This is a genomic window from Streptomyces sp. NPDC058457, from assembly GCF_042720695.1.
GTDB lineage: Bacteria > Actinomycetota > Actinomycetes > Streptomycetales > Streptomycetaceae > Streptomyces.
In genome coordinates this window covers 1-15,586 of the sequence record NZ_JBHXLU010000154.1, presented here as the reverse complement: position 1 = coordinate 15,586, position 15,586 = coordinate 1, and the positions used below count along the sequence as shown (strand labels likewise).

Here is a 15,586-nt window from a genome sequence, read left to right as displayed (position 1 = left end):
GCCCATCAGGACACGGGCCCGGGGACTCTCCTGCGCCGCAGCGCGTAGGCACCGGTGGCCGCTACGCCGAGGACGGCCAGCCCGCCGGCGGTGACGCCGGGCGTGGCGAGGCCGCCGCCGCCGGTGTGCACGCCGCCGTGCGGCCGGTCGCTCCCCTCGTCGTCACCCCACGACGAGCCGCTGTCGTCCTTCCCCTTGCCTCCCTGGTCGTCCTTGCCTCCCTGGTCGTCCTTGCCGCCCTGGTCGTCCTTGCCGCCCTGGTCGTCCTTGCCTCCTTGGTCCCCCTTGCCGCCCTGGTCCCCCTTCTGCTCGTCGTCGTTGCCCTTGTAGCTCTCAGGGTCGTACTTGCTGTCGTTGCTGCTGTAGGAAGAGTCGTCACGGCCTCCGTCGTCCCAGTCCCCCGCGATCGCGGCCTGGGCTGCGGGGGCGGAAAACGCGAGGGCTGCGGTGGCGGCCGTCGTCGCGAGGATCATGCGGGCAGAACGCATCTCGATGTCCTTCCGCCGTGGCCGGGCGCCGATACTCCATCAGCTGTAACGACCCGGCCCCGACATGAACCACCGTCAGCCAACCCCCCGGCTCGCACCATCCAGGCCGCCCATCCGTGGTGACGACACGCCCAACACCCCCCGGCTGGGTCAATCCCGCACGGGGGCGCACCGCCATTCGGGCGGTCATGGGCCCGTCGTCGGCGTGTCGGCGCCCGACGGGCCCGTCGGGCTGTCAGTAGCCGACGTAGAAGGTGGCGTCGGCCTGGCCCGTGCTCGTGGAGATGGGGTCGATGCGCAGCACGTAGTCGGAGTGGCGGATGTAGCGCGTCGGGTAGTTGTACGAGCGGAACGAGGACCAGGTGGAGTCGGCGAGGCCGGCCGTTCTGTAGAACGTGGCGTCCTGGGCGAACGCCGTGGTGCTGTCGTTCTCGTCGAGCTGGAGCTGGTAGTTGTAATGGCGCAGATAGCGGGTCGGGTAGTTCACCGACTGGAAGGACACGCCGCTGCTGTCGGCGAGGCCGGGGACCAGCGTCCACATGCCGTCGGTGTACGGGTCGAAGGCGTACTCGTCGATGCGGCCGACGAAGTTGCTGTGCCGCACGTACCGGGCCGGGTAGTTGTAGGACTTCAGCCGGTTCCAGGTGGGGGTGCCCCACTTGGCGACGAGGTTGTTGTACTCGGTCGAGGTGATGGGCTGGATGCCGCAGTGCTTGGAGTTGAGCGGCTGGGTGTAGGTCTTCTGGTCGAGGGCGGTCCAGGTGCCGGCTGACAGCGCGCTGGTCTGCCAGGCGTAGAAGACGCCGTTGGGGTCCCAGGTGTCTCCCCAGAGGTACCAGGTCGAGCTGGACGTCAGGGACTTGACCAGGGTCGGGGCCTCGGTGCCGTTGTGCGAGACCGCGGTGCTGAACTCGGTGAAGCTGCCGGGGTCCAAAGACGTGGACTTCGCGCCGACCAGCGTCGAGTTCTTCTTGAAGTACAGGTAGTTGACACCGCTCACGCCGACGGCCAGGTCCCCGTCGATGACGTCGTAGCCGGGGTCGAAGAAGACCTGGGGGTCGCCGGCGGTGATGAAGTCGCCGGTGTAGTTGATCATGATGACGTTGTGGCCGCTGTCGTTGACGGCGGAGTAGATGACGCCGTACGTGCCGCGCCCCGCGTCCCAGAAGGCCTCGGGGGCCCAGGCATGGGTGTCCATGTCGTGCAGCTTCATCCGCCGGTACCCGGTGAAGGTGCGCAGGTCGGTGGAGTCCCAGACGTGGATGTACTGGCTGACGTACGTCCAGTCGGTGCCGTAGAGGTCGGTGGCGAGGACGACGAAGGTGCCGTCCTGCTTGCGCAGGATGAACGGGTCGCGCAGGCCGAGGGAGCCCGCGGTGGGGGTGGCGACGGGGGCGTTCTGGTTGAGCGGGGTCCACTGGAGACCGTCGGTGCTGACGGCCAGGTGCAGGCCGTAGTTGGCGGCCAGCATGTCCGGGGACTCGGTGAAGTAGCACATCACGTAGGCCGAGTTGGTCGCGGCCCGGGCGGCTCCGGCGCCGAGGGCGAGGGCGCCGGTGGCGGCGAGGGGGACGGTCGCGGCCGCACCGAGGAAGTGGCGGCGCGACAGGGGGGTGCCGTTCATGTGCGCTCCAGACGAGGGGGGATGTCCGGGATATCGGACACGGTTCGGAAAACCGATCAGAAACTAGAGGGGCGCGTGAGGCGCGTCAATGCTTGCGTAACAAGGGAGTTACTAGGAATTCGCTGTGTGCACCGGGAGCGCAAGGGGGCGCCTGCCACAGACCGGGCGGCGTGGCGGTGAGCGTGCGGCGGCCCGGCCGGCGGGGCACGGTGAAGGCGGCCATGGCCTGTCCGGGTGCGGCCGCCACGAGTCGGTCGGGTGCGTCCGCTCCGGTCTCCGCCGAATCCGACTCGCCGGCGCCTGCGGCCCGCCGGAACCGGCCTGCCTCCCCCTTCCGCCTCCGCCAGGTCGTCCCGTGGTACGGAACTGCCTAGGCTCGGTCTGAAAGTCCGTCGGAAAAGGACCGCACATGACCGGTTGCCTCCCACGCCGCCCGCTCGCACTTCTGGTTGGTGTCATGACCGGTGTGGTCGCCGCAGCGGCCCCGGCCCCTGCCGCGGGCGGTGTGGTGACGGAGTATCCGATCACCACCGTCGCCGACAGCCTCCCCGCCGGCATCACCACCGGGCCGGACGGCGCCCTGTGGTTCGCCCAGTCCGGCGCCGCCCGGATCGGGCGGGTCACGACCGACGGCACGGTGACCGGATATCCCACCCCGACCCCGGACAGCACGCCCTTCGGCATCGCCCGGGGACCGGACCACGCCCTCTGGTTCACCGAGCAGTCGGCAGGCCGCATCGGACGGATCACGACCTCCGGTGCCGTCACCGAGTTCGCACTGCCCAGGGCCGCGAGCTCGCCCGCCGCCATCACGTCCGGACCCGACGGCGCGCTGTGGTTCACCGAACTGGGGAGCAACCGGATCGGCCGCATCACGACCGCGGGCCGGGTCACCGAGTACCCGGTGCCCACGGCCGCCGCCCTCCCGTACGGCATCGCCGCCGGCGCCGGCGGTGCCCTCTGGTTCACCGAGCTGGCCGGCGGCAGGGTGGGGCGGATCCAACCCACCGGCCGGATCACCGAGTTCCCGCTGCCGAGCCGTGCGGACTTCCCCGAGGACATCGTCACCGGGCCGGGCGGAATGTGGTTCACGGCGTCCGGGTCGGACTCCGTCGACCGGATCGATGCCACCGGCCGTGTCACCCGGTTCCCCCTGCCCGGCGCCGACGGCGACCCCGGTGGGATCGCCGCGGAGCCGGACGGCCCGGTGTGGTTCACCGACCGGTCGGGCCGGATCGGCCGGGTGGCGGCGGACGGCGGGGTCACCGTCGTACCGCTGGCGTCCGGCCCCGACAAGGCACCCTTCCGGCTCGCCGCCGGCCCGGACGGCACGCTGTGGTTCACCGAGCTGCTGGGCAACGCGATCGGACGGCTTCGGGATCTCGAAGGCGTCGGCCATCGGCACGGATGCCGTGGTCAAGGGGGATACCCTCCGCCGCGCGCGTCCTGACCGGGCCTTGTGCCCTGGTGTGGCGACGCGGCGAGGCTCGAGTCGGCCGCACCGGGTCGACGGGGGCAGTGGCTGCCGGATGCCGGCCGGAACCCGTCGAGGCATCGATGGAGGCTCCATGGAAATTCAGCTGCTTGCGGGCGAGGAGGATGGGATTCTTCGCTACGGCACGACGAGTACCGCAGGGGGAGGTATCACCGCAGTGAGCCGTATGCACAGAACTTCCGGGATCCCGGCCGTCGCCGGCGGCGTCATCGCCGACCGGCCGATCGCCGTCGACCGTCGGAGCCGCTCCTCCGTGAGCGCGAGCGGCCGGGCGGCCGAGGGCGGCTCTTACGCTGGTGGCCGTGGTCGACTGCGGTGAGGGTCCGGGCGCGGCGGCCGTCCGGCTCACCGGGCGGCGCGTCTCTGCCGAGCGGGCACGGTCGGGCGGCCTGGCGGAGGTGACGTTCGCGGGCGGTCCCGCGGTCATGGTCAAGCGCGGCGACGGTCCCGGGGCGGTACGGGCCGAGGTGGCCGGGCTGCGCTGGCTGGCCGCCGCCCGGGCGGTGCCGGTACCGGAGGTGCTCGGGCACGACGAGCGGTGGATGGTGACCGAACTGGTCCCCACGGGGCCTCCGGGCGCCGAGGCGGCGACGCGTTTCGGCCGCGCCCTGGCCGCCCTGCACGCCTCGGGCGCCCCGGCCTTCGGGGCGGCGCCGCCGGACGGCCCGCTCGACGCCTGGATCGGTCGCGCCCCGATGCGCAACGAGCCCGGCACCGAGTGGCCGCGATGGTACGCCGAGCACCGGGTGCTGCCGTATCTGCGTGCGGCGGTCGACCGGGGGACCCTGCGGCCGGGCGAGGCCGCCGTGATCGAGCGGGTCTGCGAGCGGCTGCCGGAGCTCGCGGGGCCGCCCGAGCCGCCCGCCCGGCTGCACGGCGACCTGTGGAACGGGAATGTCCTGTGGGGCGCCGACTGCAGGGTCCGGCTGATCGACCCGGCCGCGCACGGCGGGCACCGCGAGACCGACCTCGCGATGCTCCGGCTGTTCGGCTGCCCGTATCTGGACCGGATTGTGGAGGGCTATCGGGAGGCGGCTCCGCCGGCCGACGGCTGGGCGGAGCGGATCGGGTTGCACCAACTGTTCCCGCTGCTGGTGCATGCCGTGCTCTTCGGACGGAGCTACGCCGAACAGGCTTTGACGACATCCCGGAATTTCGCGGACATGTGACGCCGTCATGTGCCGGACGGGAATGTGAAATCGGCCACGTGCAGGAGCGATTCGCCGCTTCTCCCTTAACAAGCTCTTAATTCGGGCTGAGATTACGCAGAGTAAGGAAACCAACCACGCGTTCGAATCGTATAAGTGCATGGAAGAACGAAACAGGGAGAGACCATGCAACCGTTCGCGCTCAACTACGCACGCCCCGCAGTGCAGTTGGACGTCACCACTCCGTACGCGTATGACTCCGGACTGCAGTTGAACGTTCTCCACGATGGCCGGATCGCAGCCACCGATCACGCAACGCTCAGAGCCCTGGGGACCACGACCTCCACCGCGGGCTCCAAGACGCACTTCGACGACTGATCGCGGACCCTCACGATGACCGTGCTCATCCTGACCAGTGACGAGGACGTGACGGCGGACATGGTGGTCCTCCGGCTGCACGAGGCCGGAGTGCCCGTCGTCCGCCTCGATCCTGCCGATCTGACCAGCGGTGTGGCCCTGTCGGGCGAGTATGTGCAGGGCGTCAGCCGCGGGCATCTGTCCGTGAACGGGCGCCTGGTCGGCATGAACGGCCTGCGCTCGATCTGGGTGCGCAGGCCGGGGGCGGCGGCCGCCCGGGCCGTCCAGCCGTCGGCCTGGCTGACCGAGGAGTCCGCGCAGGCGCTGTACGGCATGCTCCGGGGGACCGAGGCGCGCTGGATGAACCATCCGGACGCGGCCGCCCGGGCCCGCCACAAGCCGTGGCAGCTGCGGCTGGCGCAGCGCAGCGGGCTCGCCGTGCCCGCGACGCTGATCACCACGTTTCCGCAGGCGGCCCGGGAGTTCGCGGAGCGGTTCCCGGACCTCGTGGTCAAGCCGGTGTCGGGCGCGCATCCGCAGGAGCCGCCGCGGGCGGTGCCGACCAGCCGGGTGGCCCCGGACACCGACTTCGCGGCGGTGGCGTTCGGCCCGACACTGTTGCAGCGGCGGGTCGGCAAGCGGGCCGACATCCGGCTGACGGTGGTCGGCGAGCGGCTGCTGGCCGCCCGCAAGCCGGTGAGCCCGGACGCCCACCCCGACGACGTGGACGTCCGGTTCGCGCCGTCGGACTCTCCCTGGCGGGAGGCGGAGGTACCCCCGCGAGTCGCCGAGGCCGTCCGCACGTATATGAAGGACGCCGAGCTGGCCTACGGTGCCTTCGACTTCGCGGAGGACGCCGACGGCATCTGGTGGTTCCTGGAGTGCAACCAGTCGGGCCAGTTCGGGTTCGTCGAGATGGACACCGGTCAGCCGATCGCCGAGGCCATCGCCGGATGGCTGGCGCACGGCACCGACCGGTGCCGGACGTACGTCAACGGCGGGCGGAGCACGACGCCTTGACGGGCCGGGCGACGATATGGAACCGGGTACGGAGAAAGGAACGGGAGATGCGCATCGGACTGCTGGGGACGGGGCCCTGGGCACGGGCGGCGTACGCCCCCGCGCTGGCGGGGCATGGTTCGCTGGAGTTCGCCGGGGTGTGGGGCCGCCGCCCCGAGGCCGCCGCGGAACTCGCCGAGGAGTACGACGTCCGGGCGTACGACGACGTGGACGTACTGCTCGGCGATGTGGACGCGGTGGCGGTGGCGCTGCCGCCGGTCGTCCAAGCGGAACTGGCGGTGCGGGCCGCGGCGGCGGGCCGGCATCTGCTGCTGGACAAGCCACTCGCGCTCGGCGTCGCCGAGGGGCGGGCGGTGGTGGAGGCGGCGGAGCGGGCCCGGGTCGCCTCCGTGGTGTTCTTCACCACCCGGTTCCAGCCGGAGCCGGAGGCGTGGATCGGTGAACAGGCCGCCACCGCGGGGTGGTTCACGGCCCGGGCGCACTGGCTGGGTTCGCTGTTCACCGGTGAGAGCCCGTTCGCCGACTCGCCGTGGCGGCGGGAGAAGGGCGCGCTGTGGGACGTGGGTCCGCACGCCCTGTCCGTGCTGCTGCCGGTCCTGGGCGACGTACGGCGGGTGGCGGCCGCCGTGCACGGCCCGGCGGACACCGTCCATCTCGTCCTCGACCACGCCGGCGGGGCGTCGAGCACGGTGACCCTGAGCCTCACCGCACCCCCGGCGGCGGCCGGGGCCGATGTGGAGCTGCGGGGCGAGACGGGGGTCACGCTCCTTCCGAGGAGTGCGGAAGGAGCGGTCCCGGCCCTGACCCGGGCCGCGGACGCCCTGGTCACCGCCGCGCGCACGGGCCGGGCGCACCCGTGCGACGCGGCCTTCGCCCTGCGGGTCACCGAGATCCTCACGGAGGCGGAGACCCTGCTGGGCAAGGACGTCGACTGAGCGCTCCGCTGGAATTGCCGCGATGCGCCGTCGTTCGTCCGCGGCGCCGTCGTGGCTGGTCGCGCCCACGCGGCGGTAGCCGCACATTCGATGCAGCCCCGCGCCCCTTCGGTGCGCTGCCCGGGGGCTGCCGGCTACTCCTTGTCGAACGGCTCGTCGCTCCATCTGAACCAGGCCCGGTCCCCCTCGATGTGCAGCAGGAACTCGGGGACCGGGCCGTCCGGCGAGACCAGGGAGACCTGGCGGCAGATCTCGTCCTGGACCTCCTCCCACGCCTCCCAGTCCTCGTCCTCGGCCAGCACCAGCTCACGGGCGAACAGGTCCCGGACACCGGCAAGGCCGGGACCGGGGGTGAAGGTGCCGTGCAGCCAGGGGAAGTCGGCCTCGTCGATGACGATCTCGCCGACCGGCTCCCGCCTGCCGCGCACCTGCCAGACCTCACCCTCGAACCCCATGCCGGCTCCTCCCGTCAGCTGTCGGTCACCCTGCTGTCAGCATGTCACCCGGCACTGACAGCGGCCGTCGCCCAGAAGTTCACCCGCTCCCGGGCGACGGGGTAACCGGCCCGGGCGAAGTGCGCGGCCATGGGAGTGTTGCCCTGGTCGGTGGCCGCGGCGACGAACTCGGCGCCGTGCTCGACGAGGAAGTGCGTGCACTCCACGAGCAGGTCGTAGGCGTACCCGTGCCCGCGCTGCTCCGGCAGGACGCCGATGAACCCGACACAGGGCCCTCCAGGATTGCGCCCGGGGATGTGGATGCCGACCGGCTCGCCGTCGGGGGTGCGGGCGATCTGCCACCACTCGCGGGGCGAGGGCATCCAGTGGAAGAAGTCCATCTCCTCCTGGGCCGCCTGGTCCACTCCCCCCTGCTCGATGGCGCGGCGGGCGTGGGCGTCCAGGGTGACGGAGTGGATGCGGCGCAGGGCGTCGACGAACACCCGGTCGTCCGGTTCGGCGGTGAAGACGAGGCGCCCGGGTCGTTCGGGGAGGCCGCACTCGGGTGTCCAGCGGTAGTTGTAACGCTCCACCAGGAGTTCGAAGCCCGCCTTGCGGGCGGCGGTGAAGCGGGTCTCGGCGGCGGTTGCCAGAGCGGGGTCGTCGTGCCAGCCCGTGGGCAGGTCGAGTTCGAGTTCCTCGACCTGCCAGGGCGCGCCGCGCAGCAGCTCGGCGCCGGCCTCCTCCTCGCCCTCGGCCACGTCGAACCAGTTGATCAGGATCGGCTCGGTGGCCTCGGGAGCGCCCCACCAGGCGGCCCGGGCGACCACGCGCCCGTCGCGCAGGGCGACGCGCTGCCAGTCGGGGCGGAACAGGGTGCGCTGGTGCTTCTCCCGCAGGCGCAGCGGGTCGGGCAGGGCGTCGAAGAGGTGGGCGGTGCTGTCGTCGAGCGTGCGGATGACCGGATCGGTCACGGATTCCTCCGGGATAAGTGCTACGGGGAGCGCTCCCGGGTCAGCTCTGACCTGTCACGCCCGGGAAACGGGGAGGGAGCGCGGGATGGGTGTGATGCACATCGCACTCGCCTCCTTCCGTCCGGTCTCGGGCGTGCGCTCATACGTTAGGGGACCGGCTCGGACGCGTCCACGGGTTTTCCGCACGCGGCTATTCAAGATCAGGGCGGGTCCGGTGACCGGGCACGGGCGTAGCTTAGGGATGTGACTTCGGTGCGCGGCTGGTCGTCGCGTGGCTACCGGGACGGTCGTGGCTGGTTGCAGGGTGCGCCGCCGCCACGCTGGGTGCGGGTGCTGCCCGTCGTCCTGCTCGGGGTCGTGACGGCGGCGACGCTGATCAGCCCCGACGGACACGACTTCGGTTTCCTCCTCGGGGCCATCCCGCCGCTGGCCGTCCTCTCCTACGGCCCGCTGGCGACGGCCGTGCTCAGCTGCCTGGTGGTGCTCCTGCTCAACGTGCCCGCCACCCATCTGAACCATCCCGGCGACACCGACCTCCTCACGGTCACCTTCGTGGCGCTACTGAGTGTCTTCGTGTCGTATGTGCGCAGTCACCGGGACGCCCAGCTGCTCACCGAGCGGGCGGTAGGCGAGGCGGTGCAGCGAGCCGTGCTGCCGCCGCTGCCGAAGCGGGTCGGCGCGGTGGGGTGCGTGGGGCTGTACCGGGCCGCGCAACACGGCACGCTGGTCGGCGGGGACTTCTTCGACGTGCGCGACGGCCCGTACGGGGTCCGGGCGGTGATGGGGGACGTACGGGGGCACGGGCTGGCCGCCGTCGCCACGGTGGTGTCGCTGCTCGGTGCGTTCCGGGAGGCGGTGCTCGACCTGCCGGACCTGGAGTCGGTGGCGACGCGGATGGACCGCAGGCTGACGGTGGACTCGGCCGGCGTCCCGCACGCGGAGCTGTTCGCCACGGCCCTGCTGCTGGAGTTCTCCGCCGATCTGCGGTCGGTGCGGATCGTGGCCTGCGGTCATCCGGCGCCCGTGCTGCTGCGGGACGGGCGGGCCCAGGAACTGGTCGTCGCACCGGGGGCTCCGCTGGGCCTCGGCCTGGTCGGGGTGGACCCGGCGAAGGAGATCACGGTCGAGCTGGGGCCGGGCGACCGGCTGTTCCTCGCCTCTGACGGGGTCTGGGAGGCGCGCGACGGGGCCGGGGGCTTCTATCCGCTCCCGGAGCGGCTGGCCGGGTTCGCGGGCGTGGACGCGGTCGGGCTCACCGAAGAGGTGTGGGCGGACCTGGCCGGGCACTACGAGGTGCGTGACGACGCCACCATGCTCGTCCTGACGCCGGCCATCGGCTGAGGTCCGGGCCCCGCCGTCGGCCGGGGTCTCAGCCCACCTCCCACAGGAAGCGGTGGGTGTGGATGCCGAAGTACGGGAAGGGCCGGACCTCGCGCACGCCCTCGATGGGCCGGACCACGTCGTTGACGAAGTCGAGCAGTTCCTTCGGGCCGGGCGTGACCACCTCGGCGAACAGGTCGAAGCCGCCCGAGGTGAACACGGAGTACACCACCTCGGGGTGTCCGGCGAGCGCGTCGGCGACGGCGCGCGGGTCGCCGTCCACACCGATGCCGAGCAGGGCCATCGCCTGGCCGCCCATGGCCATCGGGTCGGTGACGCCGACGACCTGCACGGCCCGGGAGTCCAGCAGGCGCTGCAGCCGCTGCCGGGCCGCGGAGGCGGAGAGGCCGACCTTCGGGCCCAGGTCGGCGTAGGCGATACGGCCGTCGGCCTGGAGCTCGCGCAGGATGGCCCGGTCGATGTCGTCCATGTGCACCACGTCCCCGTCCCTTCCTCTTCCTCAGCCGGCCAGTTCGAGCAGGGCGGCGCCGAACACCGCGGTGTGGGTGTCGACGTCCTGCTCTGTGGTGTCGGGGCACATCAGGGCCATGTTGTGGAACGGGGTGAGGAGGATGCCCCGGTTGGCGAGGTAGAGGTGCAGGAAGTCCTCGAGGTCGGGGTCGGCGGCAGCCTCGGACTCGGTGCCGGTGCGCGGGGCCGGGTCCGCGAAGCGGTACTCGGTGCGGGCACCGAGGCGGCCGACCGACCAGGGCAGGCCGTGCGCCTCGACGGCGGACCGCACGCCGGTCTCGAAGCGTGCGGAGAGCCGGTCCATGTGGTCGAACGCCTCGTCGGTGAGCACGTGCTCCAGGGTGGCCCGGGTCGCCGCCACCGAGAGCGCGTTGCCGGCGAGGGTGCCGCCGACACCGCCCATGTCCACCAGGTCCAGGTCGGCGCGGGCGAGGAGCCGCTCGGCGAGGTCGGCGGAGAGGCCGTAGGCACCGGCCGGGATGCCGCCGCCGATGGCCTTGCCGATGGTCAGCAGGTCCGGCTCCAGCTCCCAGGCGGCGGTGCAGCCGCCGGGGCCGGCCGAGAAGGTGTGCGTCTCGTCGTTGATGAGCAGCGTGCCGTACTGCCGGGTGAGGGCACGCACGCCGTCCAGGTAGCCGGGCTCGGGCAGGACGATGCCGATGTTGGTGAGTGCGGGTTCCATGAGGACGGCCGCCACGTCGCCGTGGGCGAGTTCGCGCTCCAGCTGGTCCAGGTCGTTGAACTCGGCGACCCGGCTGGTCAGGGTGACGTCGCAGGGCGCGCCGACGTTCCCGGGGCGGGGCGCGCCCTTGCCGTCGGGGCCGACGACGATGAGGGACTCGTCGACGCTGCCGTGGTAGCTGTAGCTGTTCACCAGGATCTTCGGGCGTCCGGTGACGGCGCGGGCGAGCCGGATCGCCCACCGGTTGGCGTCCGTCGCGGTGAGCGAGAAGCTCCAGCGGGCGAGCCCGAAGCGGCGGGTCAGCTCGGCGCCGACCCACTCCGCGTCCTCCGTCGGCAGCATCGCGGTGGCCCCGCCCAGCTCGGCGAACCGACGGTGCACCGCCTCGGTCACGGCGGCCGGCGAGTGACCGGCCATCGCGCCGGTGTCGCCGAGGCAGAAGTCGATGTACGTGTGCCCGTCGACGTCGGTGACCCGGGCACCGCGGGCGGTCGCCAGGTACCGGGGGAAGGCTCCGGCGGTCTTGTTCATCCACGTCATCGGGACCCGGCCGAAGAGATGGCCGGCCTCGGCATATGCGGCCAGGGAGCGGGGGTTTCGCCGTTCGGCCTCGGCGCTCTCGCGGGCCAGGAGGGCATGCAGTCGGGTGCGGTCCATGGAGTACCCCTGGTCGGATGCTGCGGCGACGGAACAACGGGAGCGTACGGCTGATATCGCCTCCACTTCAAGGTATGGCGCTTGAATCGCTTGCCGTGACGACGGAATCGAGCGTGATCGTCAATCCAGGAGGATCTTCCGTTCTGCGCAACATCCGTACCAATGCGCAGTGTTCGAACATCCGCCCTCAAACGCCATGGTTCGCCACCCCTTCCGCCAGTTAGAAATATCTACCAGCATGCATATGCCGGGTTGGCGTGCGGACGCGCCGACTGCCCGGTGTCGGTCGTTCCCTGCACCCGAAACAGGTGAGCGGTTATCCCACGGAGCAGTGCATGACGAACACGATGTGGATGCAGGGTGTGGAATGGCTCGCGGCGGCCTCGGCGGACCCCCGGGCGTGCAAGTGGGAATGGGACCACGGTGAGGGCGTCTCACTGCTGGAGGCGGGCCGCTTCTGGGATGTGCTGAGCGTGCCGGACCGGCTCGGTCTGCTCACGCTCGACCTGCTGTGGCGGCCGTCCCTGCCGGTGCCCGGGCCGACCCTGGTGGACACCGCGGCGCGCCGGGTCGGGTTCTTCCTGCCCCCCGACCCCGACGGCGGCTGGATCGGGTCCGGGCTGCGGTACACGACCAGAGGGGCGTGGGTCGCCGTACCGCCGCCCTACCGGCCCGCGCGCTTCCTGGAGTGGCTGGTGCCGCCCGACGGCAGTGGCGCCCTGCACTCGCCGGCCACCCTGGAGCTGGCGCTGCGGGAGGCCAACGGCACGCTGGCGGTGCTGCGGCCGGTGTGCGACGAGCAGTGAGGGCAGAGGTCAGCGGCGGGGCAGCAGGATGAGGACGGCGGCCCAACGGCTGTCCGGTTCGCCCGGCACCGTACGGCCCTGCTCCCGCCACTCCCGGACGAGCTGGGCGTAGATCGGCTCACGGGAGCGCAGGGCGCGCGGCTCCTGGACCGTGCGCCAGGGCGTGCGAGAGGTTCCGTCCATGCCGGGGCAACGCCCGGGACGCGCTGGTGGTACGCGCCGCCCGACGCGCTCACCGGGTCGGGTGAACGCACCCCCCGATCGGGCCCGGCCGCCGTCCTACAAGCATTCCGGCGGCCCGCGGTCGGCAGGCGGCGCCGGGCGCGCGCTCGTATCCTGTGAAGTCAGGGTTCTGACGTCCGACCCCACCGCACGTTCGCTCTCACGTGCTTGGAGTCAGCCCATGCCGTACACGTCCGCCAGGCTGCGCCGAACGGCCGCGGTCGCCGTCGTGCTGGGGGCGCTCACCGTCCCCCTCACCGGAGCACCCGCCGCCGCACCGGCCGCGTTCGCCGCGCCCTCGCCCACCCCGTCGCCGTCCGGCAGCCCGGACGTCCGTGACATGACCCCGGCGGTGGCACGCCAACTCGACGCGGTCGTCCAGCACGTCATGCGCGAGGCGGACGTACCCGGCGTGACCGTCGGTGTCTGGACGCCCGGCCAGAGCGACTACGTTCGCTCGTTCGGGGTCGCGAACAAGGCGACCGGGCAGAAGATGTCACCCGACCTGTACATGCGGATCGGCAGCGAGACCAAGACGTTCACGGTGACCGCACTGCTCCAGCTGGTCGACCAGGGCAGGGTGGGCTTGGACGACCCGATCGGCAAGTACCTCGACGGGGTGCCCAACGGCGACCGGATCACGCTGCGGGACCTGGCCGGGATGCGCAGCGGGCTGTTCAACTACTCCGAGGACACGGGCTTCTTCAAGGCGCTGACCTCCGATCCGCAGCGCGCCTTCACCCCGCAGCAGCTGCTCGCCTACTCCTTCGGGCACCCGGTGATGTTCCAGCCCGGGGAGAAGTTCTACTACTCCAACACCAACCTGATCCTGCTCGGCCTGCTCGTCGAGAAGGAGAGCGGGCAGCGGCTCGGCGACTACCTCGAACAGCACGTCCTGGGTCCGGCGGGCATGAGCCATACCCTGTTCCCGACCGGGAACGAGTTCCCCGCCCCGCACGCACAGGGCTACACGAACCAGACGGCGACCGGGAAGGTCGAGGAGACCGCCGGCTGGAACCCGTCCTGGGGCTGGGCCGCCGGCGCGATGATCTCGAACCTGGACGATCTGCGCACCTGGGCGCGCACCGTGGCCACCGGCGTCTTCCCCGACGGCACCACCATGGTCGGACCGGTCGTCCAGAAGCAGCGGCTGACCACACCCTCGACCGGCATCCAGGGCGCCGGGTACGGCCTCGGCATCTTCGATGTCCAGGGCTGGATCGGGCACAACGGCTCACTGCCGGGCTACGAGTCGCTGACCGTCTACCTGCCGTCGACGCGGACGACCGTGGTCGTGCTCCTCAACACCGACATCAGCTACAAGGGCGACATCGAGCCCAGCACCCTCTTCGGCCAGGCGATCACCCGGGTCGTCTCCCCGTCCCACGTCTTCAACCTGCCGGTGCCCGCCTCCGCCACGCGGTGACGAGCCGGCCCGCGCGGGAACCCAACTCACCGCCCCTGCATGGCATTTCCGACACTTGACACAGAAGCGAACAGTCGCCGGGCGGATTCGAAGTGATGTAACGATTCACCGTGCGGGGCCGGTCAATGACGGTGTGTACTGTGCTGCGAGCGCCACATGGGAGGGCCCCGGGCTCTCCCTGCCGTCTGCTGCCCTACTCCCCCTGGAAACCGATTCCATGATCGAATTACCGGAACTGGTGGCCGGTGGTCTCGCCGCCGGAACGCTCTCCGCGCTCGCCCTCGGCGGCAGTCTGGTCAGGTCCCGGCGCCAGAAGGCGGCGCTGCGGGCCGAGGTAACGGAGCTGCGCGCCCAACTGGAGGGCGCCGAGGGCGCGTTCATCACCGAGGTCGAGCATCTCGCGGCCCGCCGGATGCCCGCGGCCGCGGCCCAGCTCGCGCATCCGCACCTGAGGGTGCCGGGTCCGGCCAGGCAGCACACGCCCGGGACCCCCACCGGGATCGCGCTGGAGTACGTGCTCACCGCGCTGCGCGAGGAGCTGAGCGCGCAGCGCACCCGGATCGACGCGGCCGCGCAGGCCGGCCTCCGGGGCGCCACCCGGGAGATCCAGGCCGCCCTGTACCGCCTGCAGGACGCCCTGCGGGGACTCCAACAGCGCTACGACGACCCCGAGCTGGCGCAGACGCTGTTCGCGCTGGACCACGAGAACGAGCAGTCGCTGCGGCGGGCGCAGGTCGCGGCCGTGGTGTGCGGGGCCTGGGTGGGACTGGCCCGCGAGGAGTCCCACGTGGTGGACGCCGTCACCGGCGGCCAGGCCCGGCTCTCGGGCTACCACCGGGTCCAGGTCAACAACCATCTGGACCCGGGCACCGCCCTGGTGTCCCACGCGGTCGAACCGGTCGCCATCATCGTCGCCGAACTCCTGGACAACGCGCTGCGCCACTCGGCGCCGGACACCGACGTCGTGGTCAATCTGGAGCACGTCCACCACGGGGTGTGCGTGACCGTCGACGACGCGGGTCTCGGCATGACGCAGGACGAACGGGCCCGCGCGCAGCGGCTGGTGGCGGGGAGTGACCCGATCCTGCTGACCGACCTGGGCGACCCGCCGCGCATGGGCCTGGCCGCGATCGGCCAGCTCACCCGCCAGTTCGACCTGAGCGTCGACGTCTCGTCCCCCTCGCCCTACGGCGGGGTGCGCGCGGTGCTTCGGGTGGACAGCCATCTGCTCGGCCGGGTCGACCCGGGCGAGCGGCCCCCGTCGGTCAGCGCGCCCCGCTCGACCCGGGAGCGCGCGGCGCGCAGGGAAGCGGTGCGTGAGCGGGCCGTGCGCGAGGCGGCTGCGCGTGAAACGGTGGTGCGTGAAACGCCCCTACGCCAGACGGCCGTGCCCGAGACGGCCGTGCCCGAGATCGTGGCGGCCGACATCGCGTCGGCCGAGTCTCCGGTGCCCGCCGCGCCGGCCCC

Annotated in this window: 16 protein-coding genes; 9 read left to right on the top strand and 7 right to left on the bottom strand. The window is 71.9% G+C overall.

The features are described from left to right. Positions 1–5: 5 nt before the first annotated feature. Both ACFWPS_RS52685 and ACFWPS_RS52680 read right to left on the bottom strand, forming a co-directional pair. Positions 6–488 carry a hypothetical protein gene (locus ACFWPS_RS52685; protein WP_383721390.1) on the bottom strand — a complete coding sequence of 161 codons (483 nt, stop codon included), beginning with the start codon at positions 486–488 and terminating at the stop codon, positions 6–8. A gap of 235 nt (positions 489–723) precedes the next feature. After that, complete coding sequence (locus ACFWPS_RS52680) at positions 724–2,112, bottom strand: glycoside hydrolase family 43 protein (RefSeq protein WP_383721387.1); 1,389 nt, start codon at positions 2,110–2,112, stop codon at positions 724–726. 457 nt (positions 2,113–2,569) lie between these two features. On the opposite strand from ACFWPS_RS52680, the gene ACFWPS_RS52675 reads away from it, so the two are divergent. The 5 genes from ACFWPS_RS52675 to ACFWPS_RS52655 all read left to right on the top strand — a co-directional run bounded on the left by ACFWPS_RS52675 (position 2,570) and on the right by ACFWPS_RS52655 (position 7,067). Then, a complete protein-coding gene (locus tag ACFWPS_RS52675; protein WP_383721384.1) occupies positions 2,570–3,562 on the top strand; it encodes a hypothetical protein in 993 nt (330 codons plus the stop codon). 347 nt (positions 3,563–3,909) lie between these two features. Then, on the top strand, positions 3,910–4,776 hold the full coding sequence (locus tag ACFWPS_RS52670; RefSeq protein ID WP_383721381.1) for a fructosamine kinase family protein: 867 nt from the start codon (positions 3,910–3,912) through the stop codon (positions 4,774–4,776). A gap of 165 nt (positions 4,777–4,941) precedes the next feature. After that, positions 4,942–5,133, top strand: a complete 192-nt coding sequence (gene tgmA / locus ACFWPS_RS52665; RefSeq protein ID WP_089102565.1) for a putative ATP-grasp-modified RiPP — start codon at positions 4,942–4,944, stop codon at positions 5,131–5,133. A gap of 15 nt (positions 5,134–5,148) precedes the next feature. Then, positions 5,149–6,132, top strand: coding sequence for an ATP-grasp ribosomal peptide maturase (gene tgmB, locus ACFWPS_RS52660; RefSeq protein WP_383721378.1), 984 nt, complete (start codon positions 5,149–5,151; stop codon positions 6,130–6,132). A gap of 47 nt (positions 6,133–6,179) precedes the next feature. Then, entirely contained in the window at positions 6,180–7,067 is an 888-nt protein-coding gene (locus tag ACFWPS_RS52655; protein WP_383721376.1) for a Gfo/Idh/MocA family protein, read from the top strand. Between the two features lie 134 nt (positions 7,068–7,201). Here the strand turns inward: ACFWPS_RS52655 and ACFWPS_RS52650 are convergent, their stop codons facing one another. Together ACFWPS_RS52650 and ACFWPS_RS52645 are read right to left on the bottom strand one after the other, a co-directional pair. Then, the gene (locus ACFWPS_RS52650; RefSeq protein ID WP_383721373.1) at positions 7,202–7,522 is read right to left on the bottom strand and encodes a hypothetical protein; all 321 of its coding nucleotides are present in this window, start codon (positions 7,520–7,522) and stop codon (positions 7,202–7,204) included. 44 nt (positions 7,523–7,566) lie between these two features. After that, complete coding sequence (locus ACFWPS_RS52645) at positions 7,567–8,475, bottom strand: GNAT family N-acetyltransferase (protein ID WP_383721370.1); 909 nt, start codon at positions 8,473–8,475, stop codon at positions 7,567–7,569. Positions 8,476–8,718: 243 nt separating this feature from the next. Between ACFWPS_RS52645 and ACFWPS_RS52640 the strand changes: the two genes are divergently transcribed. After that, positions 8,719–9,816 (top strand): PP2C family protein-serine/threonine phosphatase, encoded by a 1,098-nt coding sequence (locus tag ACFWPS_RS52640; RefSeq protein WP_383721367.1) that lies wholly within the window; start codon positions 8,719–8,721, stop codon positions 9,814–9,816. Between the two features lie 28 nt (positions 9,817–9,844). Here ACFWPS_RS52640 and ACFWPS_RS52635 read toward each other — a convergent pair whose 3' ends face one another. Beyond that, positions 9,845–10,285, bottom strand: a complete 441-nt coding sequence (locus ACFWPS_RS52635) for an Lrp/AsnC family transcriptional regulator (RefSeq protein ID WP_383721365.1) — start codon at positions 10,283–10,285, stop codon at positions 9,845–9,847. A gap of 30 nt (positions 10,286–10,315) precedes the next feature. Beyond that, the gene (locus ACFWPS_RS52630; RefSeq protein WP_383721363.1) at positions 10,316–11,665 is read right to left on the bottom strand and encodes a transaminase; all 1,350 of its coding nucleotides are present in this window, start codon (positions 11,663–11,665) and stop codon (positions 10,316–10,318) included. Positions 11,666–12,000: 335 nt separating this feature from the next. Between ACFWPS_RS52630 and ACFWPS_RS52625 the strand changes: the two genes are divergently transcribed. Further along, entirely contained in the window at positions 12,001–12,471 is a 471-nt protein-coding gene (locus tag ACFWPS_RS52625; RefSeq protein WP_383721360.1) for a hypothetical protein, read from the top strand. A 9-nt stretch (positions 12,472–12,480) separates the two neighbouring features. On the opposite strand, the gene ACFWPS_RS52620 is transcribed toward ACFWPS_RS52625, so the two are convergent. Then, positions 12,481–12,654 carry a hypothetical protein gene (locus ACFWPS_RS52620; RefSeq protein WP_383721357.1) on the bottom strand — a complete coding sequence of 58 codons (174 nt, stop codon included), beginning with the start codon at positions 12,652–12,654 and terminating at the stop codon, positions 12,481–12,483. A gap of 220 nt (positions 12,655–12,874) precedes the next feature. On the opposite strand from ACFWPS_RS52620, the gene ACFWPS_RS52615 reads away from it, so the two are divergent. Then, the gene (locus ACFWPS_RS52615; RefSeq protein ID WP_383721355.1) at positions 12,875–14,119 is read left to right on the top strand and encodes a serine hydrolase domain-containing protein; all 1,245 of its coding nucleotides are present in this window, start codon (positions 12,875–12,877) and stop codon (positions 14,117–14,119) included. Positions 14,120–14,336: 217 nt separating this feature from the next. After that, positions 14,337–15,586, top strand: a 1,250-nt coding sequence (locus tag ACFWPS_RS52610; protein ID WP_383721353.1) for an ATP-binding protein, incomplete at its 3' end; no start/stop codon positions are given.